This is a genomic window from Paenibacillus sp. NPDC058367, assembly GCF_042723305.1.
In the GTDB taxonomy this organism is placed as follows: Bacteria; Bacillota; Bacilli; order Paenibacillales; family Paenibacillaceae; genus Paenibacillus_AQ.
Genome location: NZ_JBHXIZ010000002.1, coordinates 1,191,803 through 1,204,180 on the forward strand (window position 1 = coordinate 1,191,803; position 12,378 = coordinate 1,204,180).

Here is a 12,378-nt window from a genome sequence, read left to right on the forward strand (position 1 = left end):
GTGCTATTCCCCCTTGAACATTTATTGAATGGCTTGGTTTGCGAGTCTTTCAGCCATTGGGTAATTCCATTCTGGGACAGCTTTGGATAGCTTATCGTCCACCAAGGATCTAAACTTCTGTTGCGCCAAATGAAGTGTGATAGCATCCTTCACTTGATCGAAAGGTATAACTCCTGCATCCTCTACCGATAGACAGTAAAGTAGATGGATGGCCCCATTTTCAGCAAACAAGCCACTAATCTGTCCAGGTGCAAGCTGATCTGCAGCAAGCAATACCTTAGGATTTTCCAGCGCTGCTGTTCGCCGGGAAGCACTTGTTATTTTGACTTCGCCCACGTTTATACCCAGCTCTTTTGCCTGCTGATGGATGCCTGCGTCTGATCTTATTTCTGCTGTTGCTGCTGCCCGGAGCAATTCCATTTTCTCCATGGCCTCCTGCTGATCCTTGTATTCTGTTTCCGGACCAAAGGGCAGTGATGCCCATTCAAGATGTATAGCTCCCGGCCGAGAATATTTAGCAGCTTGCTTTGCTTCATATTCCAGCCTTACCTGTTCATCTGAAATCACGATGCCTCCGTTGCTGCGCATTGCTTCAATCGTGGTATCCTCAAGGTTGCTCATGTAATAACTGTAATAGGCCTGCGCTTCCAGATGAAGAGGACCATACACCACTTCCTTATTCGCTACCGCCTGACTCCGCCGTTGATTCTCACGCCCCATTCCTTTTAGAAAACCTTCATAGCTGATATCCGATATCACACCTGCTTCTTGAGCAAGCTGCAACTCCATCCGCTTCGTCAGTAGCTGCGTCTGGGATTCTTTTATCCACCTGTGGATTGGTTTTTCGCCGGAATAGTCGGTAGACCAGAATTTCTCTGAGTAGTTGGCATCGTAGGTCTGTTTGAAGTAATCAGCAGTCAGTGCCCGATTCATTTGAAGATGCCAGTTGAACTCCGCTGCAGTGACCTCCTGTCCGTTAAGGGTCAGAAGTGGTGCTTCTGCTTGTGGAGCCTGCACATTCATCGCGCCAATCAGCAGCAGGCTTCCCGCAATCAGGGCGAATAGAATAGTGATAAGTCGATTTCTTTTGGAATAAAGCCTTAAAGTCATAAGTTGCTTCCTCCTCTCCGCATTCTTATTAAGCGCTTTCATTCTCTTCGATATTAGACATGTTACCCTTGAAAAAACAGGCGGGAATGCTGCGAAATGGTTTGCCATTTCACGATTTGACCAAAAAGAGCAATTTCGTTCCATCCAAAAAACAAAAACAGCCCGAAATATTCCGGACTGCCTTGCATTGCTTTTAGGACGGGACTACCCCCGGACACATACTGAAGTTCAGGACGCCGCCTTTAATAATCTCTTCATGAGGCAAAGAGTGGTGCTCCCAAAGCGTATGGTTCCAGTGAATTGATTTACTGTACACATTGGCAGGGCTGTTGTTTTGCGCTTCAATGACCCACTGCCGCCCATTTTCAAGTTGGATCGTTACTTTATCAAATAGAGGGCTGCCTAGCACATATTCGGGAATCCCGGGACTTAACGGATACAGTCCGATGGCGCTCCAAATATACCAGGCACCCATGCTGCCATTATCCTCGTCGCCGGGTAACCCCTCCATTCCACTGTTGAACAGTTTAGCCATGGTTTTGCGAACCCAGTACTGTGTTTTGGACAACGCCCCGAGTCGGGCGAAAATATAAGGTATATGGAAGCTGGGCTGATTGCTGATGGCAAACTGCCCTAGATCGGCCGCAGCCATTTCCGACATTTCATGAATTTCCAAGCCATAAGATCCCACTTTGAATATCGGTTCCTCGGCCATCAACTGGTCCAGACGCCGAACAAAAGCTTCCTCGCCACCCATCAGACTGGCTAATCCCGGGAAGTCATGGGGAACCGCCCAGCTCCCTTGCCAAGCTCCACCTTCACAGAACGGATCACCCCACGCCAAAGAATCAAATCCTTCCTGCCAAGTACCGTCCTCGTTACGGCCTCTCATAAAACCAACCTCTGGATCAAACAGCAGTTTGTAATTCTGTGCCCGGTACATAAAACGCTCATAATCATCCATTTTGCCGAGTGCTTTAGCAATTTGGGCTATACAGAAGTCCCCGTATATATAATCCAGCGTGTTACTTACACTTTCATGAAAACGATCATGTGGCAGATAGCCGTGCTGCAAATACAATTCTAGCCCCCGTCTACCCAGCTTCTCGTCTGTAGCCGGACGATCTGCATGTTTCAGCAAACCTTCATATATTAGCTCTACGTCGAAGCCGCCAATGCCCTTAACCACGGCATCCGCAGCTGCCGCATCGATAAGTGTGCCGGGCATGGCACTGCGTTCGCCTGGTGAAAGCCATTTTGGTAGCCAGCCGCTTTCACCGTAAGCTAATGTCCAAGCCTGCATGATCTCACCGAGCAAGGATGGAAACAGGATACTGTATAACGGGAAGCTAGTCCGGTATACATCCCACAGTCCGATATCTGAATACATTGGACCCCGGCAAATGCTGCCGTTAAAAGGACTGTAATGAATTTGCTCGTCCTGCTCGTTATATTCATGCCATGTTCTAGGAAACAGGCAGATCCGGTACATACAGCTGTAAAAGGTACTGAGGTTCTCTTCATCCGCGCTTTCGACAACGATGCGGCTCAGCCGTTCTTCCCAGCCTGCCTCTGCTTTGCTCAAGATCTCTCCGAAGCTGTTCCCACCAACCTCCCGATTGAGATTCAATTGCGCTTGCTCCCCACTAATAAAGGAAGTGCCGCATTTCACTTCTATTACACCGGATTCCGGTATGTTTAATTCTACGTATGCACCCAGCTTATCGCCGGTTCCTTCATACGTCCCTAAAGGTTGGTACTCCCCGTCAAAGATTCCCGAATCCTCCATGAGAATGTCTGTGTCGAATTGGAAGACGAAATACATCGCGAAATTATCGGGTACCCCGGCGGTATGGCCTCTTGTAAAGCCGATGATCCTGCGTTTCTCCGGTTGAAAGGTGAGTTGAGACTCGCCTTTAAGCGGTGCTATTATGAGCCTGTTCTGCTGCCCCTTAGCGTATGTTATTCTAATCACCGCACAGCGCTCTGTAGGGGTCAGCTCCAGTCGGGTACGATATCGTTGAAGAGACACACCGAAGTAGTGTGGGGACACTTGCATCTCTTCCGGTTTAAAGGAAGATGAGCGCGAATCAGGACTGAGCAATAACGGTCCAGTCTGCGGCAACAGTGTTAGATGTCCATAATCTCCGATCCAAGGACTGGGCTGGTGAGTTAGTCGTATGCCCTCCAGGTGGCGATGGTGCGGATGGAAGAACCAGGTCCCCCCTGCTTCGTGGGTTTGCGGGCTCCAAGCCGCCATGCCAAATGGCATCGCTGTAAGCGGCAGCGTATTGCCGTGTGAGTAGCGGAAATCCGACTTAGTCCCCTGTAATGGATTAACATAATCTAACAAACCCAAATGGATACACTCCTTTGGCTGGCTTACACCAGCTCTATAATCTCCGACCTTAACTGCTGCCGGCTAAGATAATCGAAATACTTGAACATCTCCAGCTTCTACCCGTATAGACAGGTGAGTTGTTGAAGGTTCAAACGGATTTATTGGCTGAATTTTGGCATTCCCATCGTCAAACCATGGCTCTGCTGAAGTATAATTGGCAGGCAGCGTAACTTTGGCTTCTGCCAACGTCTTCCCTTCATTATGCACATAGAGGAACGCACCTCTGTCTTCTTCAACTTCCCACTCGGAAAGATCAGCGCGGACACCTCCGCTTACTTGCACATTCGGCTGTAGCTTCAATTCCTGCTGTAAAAGATCGCGCACCAACTGGAGCGTTCCGGTATGTCCATCCTGCCAGTAGGCAGCCGCAAGTAAGGTACCGAACCACACAGCACGCCCATTGCCATAAGCGGCGGCCGTCAACACAGGCATGTTGTCCTCGGCAAATTCGGCTAGGACCTTCACATGACTTTGCAGCGCAATATCTGATTTGTAATAGGAGCCATGTGCCTTATCATCTGCGGCTGCTTCCCCTTCCTTGCTGTGCTCCATTACATTAAGGAGTGGGATCGCCGTCCGTGATTCGAATGCTACCTGATGATAGCTATGATCCAGATTCTCGGCAGAATGAATCCAAGTCTCCCGAACCCCAAAGACTTCATCAAATCCGTAACCAGGAACTGTATAGCTGTGACAGCCATTCTCTGCCTGAAGCGCGCCGAAGGAGCATTCCGAAATCAATATGCCTCCCTTTTCTACCCACTCACGCAGGAGGTCACACAGTTTACGGTTCAGATACAGTGGATAAGGCATCCACAGGCAGCGGTATTGCTCCAATGTCTTTTCCGTAACATCCGACTCATGCAGAAATTCCACTTTATAATTAAGATCATGTAGCAGTTTATGGACGCCTTGAAGGGAATCGTTATAGGTGTCCAAATGATCATGGGCAGCAAAGTTTGCGATTTGGTTCTGTGGGCTGAATAGAATAGCAATCCCGTCCCCACGCCGTTTTGCCTGTAAAAGCTCATGCTTATTGTCTTGCACAAGCTTATTTAGTTGGGCCATATCCTTGTACCATGGGGTTGGACTGCCGTCCAAATACACACTACCCCAAGCCGGAGCCTCCTGTCCTAATACCTCTGGTCTATACTGCCAGAACAGATACCCCGTGATGCCACGGGCGAGCGGGGTCAGAATATGCCGCTTCATTTCTCGCAGCTCCGGCCTGCGCGGTTTCATCGCCGTATTGCCAGGCAGCGCATGAATCTCTGAGTTGATGATCGGTTTGCCTTTGGCGGCAGAGATCAGTAGATCAGCCGACCAAGCTGAGGACCCTAGGCTATTGCCTGTCAGGTCACAGGGCTCAGCCAGCTTAAAGTCGTCTGATCCTGCTGTAATCATATTAAAAATAGGAGCTGGCACAGTATGTGCCATAACAGGATGCAGCAGATCCAGTGACTTCACAGTATCTACCCGGTTCCGCAGCTCAACTGTCAAAGTATCGGACATGAACAGCCGCCAGTCCACCAAATCATTGAATACGCCTTGCCCACGCGGTGCCTCTACTTCCTCCCAGTTTCTGTAAGTCCGCTGCCATGATTCGTTCAGAGCTTCCAGAGTAATATATTTATTTTTCAGCCATTCTTGGAATGCCAGCACTGAGTGCTCGCAATAACATACCTGGTTGTCAAATGACAGCTTGCGCTTAATCCCTGTTGTCAGCTCAGGCTCATTCCATAAATCCCACACCCAGAGTGCAGGATGATCTTTGAAAGTCTTCACTGTTTCCGCCAGAAATTTCGCCTTCTCCGTGGCTGCAGCTGCATGGTGATAACAAGGTCCAGGAGCTCCGCCAATCTGGCGGCAGTTAATTGCCCTTGGTTCCAGAACGGAACCGTCTGCTGTGATCATTTTGGAATCAGGATGTTTTTTATAAAACCAGGCTGGCGCCACATCGAAAATCACGTTCAAAATGACCTTTAAGCCATTCTGTTGAGCAATATCCATCAGCTCCTGAATATCATCGAACTGGTATATCCCTTCTTTGGACACGCTGGCGCGCCACTGCACCCAATACTTCACACAATTGAAGCCCTGCCCGGCAATATTGCTCAGGTCTTTCTCCCATTGATCCCGGAATGGGGTTGGGGAACGGTAATATTGAAACCCGAATGGAATAAATGAATTTTGTATCAAAGGTACTCCTCCTACAGCGTTCAATTTCGATGTCATGTATTTATAAAAGCGCTTACCGCTCTTTTACGGTTAAAGTCTATCACAGTACATTTTGCAAAAGTTAGGATGGAATCCTATGAAACGGTTTGTTAAGCTGTTGAAATGTTTAGAACTTCGGCTATGCGGACATTTTTGTACTTAGCCACCGGTGAACATACTGCGAAATCGTTTGTGATCCTGACAACTGAGAAATTACCGCTCCTCTAAAAGAGGTTTCATGTTTATAATGACTGTAAGACATATTAGAAACTACTTCGAGGTGAGGCCAATGTTGAAAGCGCTTATAGTAGATGATGAATATCTCGTCCGTATGGGCATCACCCAAACCATAGACTGGGCAGAATACAACGTCGAGATCATAGGAGAAGCCAGCAATGGCGAGGAGGGTTTGGAGCTTGCACTACAGCACCGCCCGGATGTGATTATTACCGATATCCGTATGCCGTATATGAACGGTCTTGAACTTATCGAGAAAATACGGGAGCAGGACATGCTCGTAGGCATTGTCGTACTTAGCGGTTATGACGAATTTCAATATGCGCAGGCTGCATTACGTTATGGTGCCTCCACCTATTTGCTGAAGCCCATTAATATAGAACAACTCGCAGATACAGTACGAAGCGTTGGCGATGAAATCCTGGGGAAAAAGCAACTCTCCAAGCGATATTCACAGCTTAATGAGGAAATTGCCGCGATATCCAAACAATTCTGGCAGGATTTACTGCATGGCCAGCTGCATAGTGAGGAATTCATTACCAGCAAAATAAAGCTGCTGGAGCTGCAATTGGAACCAGGAAAAGCTATGCTGCCGCTGTCCATAGCCTTCCCTGCTGATAATGGTCTTCAAGGAACTGATGTAGGCAAAGCGTTGGAGGACGAAGCAGCGGTTATTCTGGAAGCGTATTCTTTTGAACAGCTCTGTCTATTCCGCGATAGTCATCTGGAGTGGGTTATGATTCTCCGAACCGATGAACCTGAGCTTGCCGGTGATTCTGCCCGCAGATTAGGTAAGCAGCTATCGGAATGGAGCCAGCAGCACTTCGGCCAGGCTCTTAGCGTTGGCATCGGCAAACCAACTGAAAAATGGAACGGAATCGTAGATTCATACAAACAGGCTGTGCTTGCTGCGCAGCGTGCCTTGTCTGGTATTGAACGCGTGTTGTACGCTGAGGAAGAGGCCGGAGCTCGATGCCGGCGTGAAATCAGAGACGCCCTCGCTTTTATTCGGGAGCATTATGCTGGGAACATTACCGTGGAGATGGTTGCTGCTGCGGTGTTCGTCAGTCCAACCCATTTAATGCATCTATTCCGCAAAGATTTGAACAAGACTTTCTATGAATGTCTGACGGAATATCGGATTGAAGAAGCCAAACGTATGCTGCGCAATCCGATGTATCGGGTCTATGAGGTAGGCAATCAGGTTGGTTTCACCGACTCCAAATACTTTAGCCAGATTTTCAAAAAGATGACGGGCATCCCGCCGAGCGAATATGCAAAAACCTATGGTTAAGCTAACGATGGCCAACCGGATGGATTCTTGGATGCGGAGGTTCAAGATCAAAAGTCGGATTGTTGTTGTCCTGTTAGTGGGATTGTCTCTGCATCTGGTGCTGATGCTAGTTATTTTTAACTTCTATTCCTATACCTATCTGCAAAAGGATCTGTATCGCCATGTGGTCCAGACTCAGCGCCAAATTGGGCTCAGTGTTGAGTTGATGGTCGATGACATTCAGATGTTGTTCCTGCGATTTCTGGTGAACAGCGACATTTACCAGATCATTAATAACGATTCCCTGCCGGCAGCAGACAAGGAATCACGGATTGGAGCTATCATCGACGGTATGCTTGCACAGAATGATCTGGTGGGCAATGTAATCATCAATACCAATGATAATATGCTTTACTCTTATCAGTCCAAGGAACAGATGCTCGAGGTTCCCGAAGCCCTGTTCATTAAACGTATACAGGAGAGCAGCATGCCTGTTGTCGGTGAAATCAAACGAGATGGCGACGGTAATGCCTATATCCCCTTCGGACAGCAATTCCGGAACTTCAATACGGGGCAAAATATCGGGGTCGTCATCATCTATGTCAGAGAAGCTGCCTTGGCAGATCTTTATTCCTCCAGTTTCACTGGCATTGGCTACTCCTTCCTGACTTCCAGCGACAGGATTATATCTCACCCCGACAAGCGGCTCTTGGGCAATTTTTTGGAGGAGAACGCCCCTCTTCGTCCGGGTCAGAAAGAAGGCTACCGCACCTGGTCAGATAACGGGAATTCCTATATCATTGCTACTTATCCTTTGAATCCTAGGTTGGAAACGCTTGGCGTTAGCTGGGAGTTCACCAGTGTGATTTCTAGCCATAAGTTGCTGGAGGGAATTGCCAAGGGTAACCGAAATGCCCTTCTTTTCGCCAGTGTTACCTTCATTGTGCTACTGATTCTTTCCTTTTATCTGGCGGCCAAAATCACCCGACCACTACTGAACTTGAAGAAGAAGCTGAGTCTGTTTGGCAAAAAAGACCTAGCAGCTGTCTATGAGCAGCGGGCACAGGTCGATGAGATTTTCCAGCTAGAGAACAGCTACTATCAGATGGTAGAACGGATCAGCCAATTAATGCTTGAAAAAGATGAGGAAAAAGAGAAGCAGCGCAAGGCGGAGCTGACTGCGTTGCAGTCGCAGATCAATCCCCATTTTCTCTATAATACGTTGGATGCGATTGCCTGGATTGCCCGGCTGAAGAAGCAGCCCGACATTGAGCGGCTGATTTCTTCTCTGGCGACCTTTTTTCGGATTAGCCTGCATAAAGGCGATAAATTCGTTACTGTCGACGAAGAAATCCGTTTGGTGGAGAGTTTTGTGACGGTCGAGCAAATGCGTTTCCCAAATAAATTCGAGATTGAATACGATATTGAGGAATCGCTACGCAAAGTCCGCATTCTAAAGCTGATTCTTCAGCCAATCGCAGAGAATGCGATCAAGCACGGCATCAGCGAGAAACGTGGCATGGGCAGAATCTGGATTAAAGGCGAGCTGCTGGAGGATGAGATTCGCTTTACAGTGACGGATGATGGAGTCGGCTTTGCCAACGGCGCGACACTTAGCCAAGCTAAGGAAGATGTGCTGTTCCAGAGCGGATATGGGTTGCGAAATGTGGACGAACGGATCAAGCTGGAATACGGTCCTCAATATGGGCTAAGCATCTCCAGCACTCCGGGGCAAGGCACCACGGTTACGATTAGCTTGAAGAAGGAGCTGCCCAATTAACTAAGATTGTTAATGAATGAGGACACTACAAAGAAATCGTTCCTTTTTGAGAGGTAGGCGGTACTTCCACTTTTCTCATAAAGAGCGATTTCTTTTTTATCGTGTGAGTAGTGTAAATAGTTATTCTGTCTTTTCTCAAAGTGAATTAAGCCCTCTGATTAATTCATCTCCTAAGGAAGGGTGTCCATTCATTACTTCAACAAATAAAAGAGGAGCATTGCCATGGCAAGCTCCTCAGAAATCATAAACCGTTAGTTCAACCAATTAATCATTTCATTGATTTTGCTAACGCGACCATTTCCACTTTAGTCAAATCTCCACTGTTGAATTCAATGAAAGTACCATCTTGTACCCAACGTAGGTATCCTCCTGGTGTATGATTAGCCCATGGTTCAAATCGCCCTTCGATTCCGTTTATGTTAATTTTCTCTCCACGTTCATTAAATTTAAAATCCTCGACTATAGTTCTTGTTGTACATGTTTGGTTACGAACATCTAAATTAGTGACAACTCGGTTTATTTTATAACCAACCGCCTTATGTTCTTCAATTCCAAATAAATATGTCTTTCCTGATTCATCAAAAAAATGAAGTCTAACTTTTGAAACTGATTGACCAAGAACAAGCGGATATGGTTCCTTAATTTCTAACTTATAACCTTTAAAAGAGTGAGACGGTACTAGTAGTTTGAATTCCGCAATTTTCTTCAGCTTATCCAACCCCACATTTGAAAAAGCAAGCGTAGGCTTAGCTGATGCGATTCCAGCAGACAGCGTAAAGATTAAAATCAATGAAATAATCCATTTAAACAAGGGCGATTCCTCCAAATTTTTTGGGAATATTATGCCCTTGATTAATTCAACTATCCTGCCCGTTTAGTTAAAATCCAACTCTATTCTGGTGATTATAATTTCTTTAGCATGTGAATGTCATTAGGTTCTTTTTCAAATAATTCCAAATCAATCTCTGATGTAATGGCTGAATCATGACTAGTATAAAACTTCACCGCAGATTCAGTCTCGGTAGACGAAATATATAAGTACTTCGCCCCTTTTTCAACTGCTGCTGTACTCAGTGATTCCATAATAAGACTACCGATTCCTCTTCTTCGATATTCACGTGTCACATACATAAGGTCAATCTGAAGCCTATCATTATCATAACCCCTGAACTTATGAGCTAAGACACCAAACCCGACCAGTTTATCTCCGTTAAATGCTCCAAAAGCCATACCACCATTGGTGAGTTCATATTCATATCGAGATATTATCTCTAGATAGATATCTTCTGTCCATCTGGGACTTTCATGTGCTGTTCTTATTTCTTCAAGTACCCCGTGCTTTAATTTGTACGTCAATTCTATTGTTTCCGAACGATCGATGTCACGAATTTTATAAGAATCATAAAGTATCATTTGAACAATTGAAACCATTGTAATCCCTCTTTTTAAAAAATTCGTATTCATCATTATTAATTTAATTGCATACATCAGAATCTATAATATAAGTTTTAGACTGCCCCTAGAACTTGAAACAGCGACATCAAAGGACTATAAAATAAAGTCCAGACTGTCGCTATTTCATTAAGTAACGTATCCCGTTAACTTAATGCTGTGGATACTGGTTTAGTAAATAATATCGTGTTGTTCCCCTTCTTTGGGATCGTTAATAACAACCCACTGTTCCTCAACTATGTTTAGTTCCTCATTGCAGAACTCCATTGCTTCTCCTAATGTTTCATAACAATAGTCAGCATTTGCACCCTTATTTTCATGAGTTTCAAATAGAAATACATAAACACGATACTTTGATTCATAAATCATTACCTTACTTATATCCCCTATTGGTTCTGTAAGAAGAGCATACATTCTCATTTTTGCACCCCATATGTTCTATTGCATTATCTTACCATAGCGTTATCCTGCCCAATAGTTGAATAACAAAAGGAGCAGCTGCCACGGTATTCTGTTCCGCTATCGTGTCCCGTTAGTGACATGGAATTTTACTTTAGCTGAACAATCACCTACGAATAGATTCGCTATGATCGGTTCTCGCCCAATTTCTCTCACCCATACAGACAACTGACCAATGTGATGTATTTCGTGAGCGATGACGTGCCACATGATTTCTCCATGCTTATATGTTATCCATTCACCATTATCACGTAGAAGTGTCAGCTCTTTACGTTCCATCTCTAGTGTCCATGACGTAACAAATTGCTCCACTTCTGCATGAAACTGTATTGATAAATCTCGCACCTGCTTCAGACTTCATTAAGCCTCGAAGAGCTTTTGTTCAAATTCTGCCTTTCCCTGCAATACACTGTGAATCCAACTATATTCCCAATAAACGATGTGAAACAGTGTTTCTAAGATTCCTCCAACACCGCCAATTCGAGCTTTAAGCAATTCATCTTAAGGTACATCTTCAGACCAAGAGAACCAGTCATTACGAACCTGCCAGTTGTATTGGAACAGAGTCTTCATTATAGAGCACTCTCCTAATATATATCATCGAAATATTAATATTCTAACTATCCAGACAAACTCATTCGACATTAACCTACTATTTCCTCTTGTGACACTAAACTTCCGTTAGTTAAATATCCTCGTCAGTCTAGTGCTTTATTTTCTCAGTTTATCGAGAGTTAAATATAAAAAAGTCAGATAAAATAAAGGTCCTACATATTGTACATGACTAATATGTGGAACCTTTTATGTTTAACTATCGTTTCCCGTTTGCCACACATAAGGGTAATAAGGTTTTCCCGGAAAATGCCCTTGTCTTATTCAATCCTTCCCCTCCGACCGACGCAGCGTCCCAACCAGTTCTACAAAGTGACGCCCGCGCTCTTCAAAGTTACGGTACTGGTCAAACGCAGTGCATACAGGACTCAGCAGCACAGTGTCCCCCGGTGAGGCTAGCTTGTGCGCCTGCGCCACTGCCTCGGCCAGGCCTTCGCAGTAGATAATAGGCGGACAGCCCGCCACTCTACGCGCCGCAGTCTCGATTTGACTTGCCGCTTCGCCAATCAACAGCAACTCTTTAACATGATCAGGCAGTAGTCTAGCCATCTCGTCGAACGGTACTTTCTTATCTCGCCCGCCGGCGATCGCAACACTCGGCCCTCATGAGCGTGAAGTGTGGCGACGGTGCGAGCGGGGCTGGAACCGATTGAATTGTTGTAATATTGGACACCGCCCACAGTTGCCACCCACTGGTTACGGTGCTCCACGCCGACATCACTGTCGTTTGTGTGTGAGAACTCGTGGGTTCTGCGGGATTCGAACCCTCGACCAGATGATTAAGAGTCAACTACTCTACCAACTGAGCTAAGAACCCTATAAGTTTGGTGGAGATTA

9 protein-coding genes, 1 tRNA gene and 1 pseudogene are annotated in these 12,378 nt (G+C 46.0%); 2 read left to right on the top strand and 9 right to left on the bottom strand.

Annotated features, from left to right (window positions below; all coding sequences use genetic code 11):
- Positions 1 to 21: 21 nt before the first annotated feature.
- The 3 genes from ACFWMP_RS16380 to ACFWMP_RS16390 form a co-directional block, all read right to left on the bottom strand.
- Positions 22 to 1,110: a peptidylprolyl isomerase gene (locus ACFWMP_RS16380; protein WP_379424246.1), complete on the bottom strand. Its 1,089-nt coding sequence runs from the start codon at positions 1,108 to 1,110 to the stop codon at positions 22 to 24.
- A 193-nt stretch (positions 1,111 to 1,303) separates the two neighbouring features.
- Positions 1,304 to 3,475, bottom strand: coding sequence for a GH92 family glycosyl hydrolase (locus ACFWMP_RS16385; protein ID WP_379424316.1), 2,172 nt, complete (start codon positions 3,473 to 3,475; stop codon positions 1,304 to 1,306).
- A gap of 57 nt (positions 3,476 to 3,532) precedes the next feature.
- A complete protein-coding gene (locus ACFWMP_RS16390) occupies positions 3,533 to 5,710 on the bottom strand; it encodes a beta-galactosidase (protein ID WP_379424247.1) in 2,178 nt (725 codons plus the stop codon).
- Positions 5,711 to 6,017: 307 nt separating this feature from the next.
- Between ACFWMP_RS16390 and ACFWMP_RS16395 the strand changes: the two genes are divergently transcribed.
- Together ACFWMP_RS16395 and ACFWMP_RS16400 are read left to right on the top strand one after the other, a co-directional pair.
- Positions 6,018 to 7,259, top strand: a complete 1,242-nt coding sequence (locus tag ACFWMP_RS16395) for a response regulator (RefSeq protein WP_379424248.1) — start codon at positions 6,018 to 6,020, stop codon at positions 7,257 to 7,259.
- Positions 7,240 to 9,018 carry a cache domain-containing sensor histidine kinase gene (locus ACFWMP_RS16400; RefSeq protein ID WP_379424249.1) on the top strand — a complete coding sequence of 593 codons (1,779 nt, stop codon included), beginning with the start codon at positions 7,240 to 7,242 and terminating at the stop codon, positions 9,016 to 9,018. Before ACFWMP_RS16395 ends, ACFWMP_RS16400 begins: the two co-directional genes overlap by 20 nt.
- A gap of 268 nt (positions 9,019 to 9,286) precedes the next feature.
- Here ACFWMP_RS16400 and ACFWMP_RS16405 read toward each other — a convergent pair whose 3' ends face one another.
- The 6 genes and pseudogenes from ACFWMP_RS16405 to ACFWMP_RS16430 form a co-directional block, all read right to left on the bottom strand.
- Positions 9,287 to 9,829 (bottom strand): hypothetical protein, encoded by a 543-nt coding sequence (locus tag ACFWMP_RS16405; RefSeq protein ID WP_379424250.1) that lies wholly within the window; start codon positions 9,827 to 9,829, stop codon positions 9,287 to 9,289.
- A 92-nt stretch (positions 9,830 to 9,921) separates the two neighbouring features.
- Entirely contained in the window at positions 9,922 to 10,506 is a 585-nt protein-coding gene (locus ACFWMP_RS16410; RefSeq protein WP_379424251.1) for a GNAT family N-acetyltransferase, read from the bottom strand.
- Between the two features lie 135 nt (positions 10,507 to 10,641).
- Complete coding sequence (locus ACFWMP_RS16415; protein WP_339240997.1) at positions 10,642 to 10,890, bottom strand: hypothetical protein; 249 nt, start codon at positions 10,888 to 10,890, stop codon at positions 10,642 to 10,644.
- A 99-nt stretch (positions 10,891 to 10,989) separates the two neighbouring features.
- Positions 10,990 to 11,502 (bottom strand): annotated as a pseudogene (locus tag ACFWMP_RS16420) (DinB family protein).
- A 303-nt stretch (positions 11,503 to 11,805) separates the two neighbouring features.
- Complete coding sequence (locus ACFWMP_RS16425; protein WP_339240995.1) at positions 11,806 to 12,090, bottom strand: hypothetical protein; 285 nt, start codon at positions 12,088 to 12,090, stop codon at positions 11,806 to 11,808.
- A gap of 195 nt (positions 12,091 to 12,285) precedes the next feature.
- Positions 12,286 to 12,358: transfer RNA gene (locus ACFWMP_RS16430), tRNA-Lys, on the bottom strand.
- Between the last annotated feature and the right edge of the window lie 20 nt (positions 12,359 to 12,378).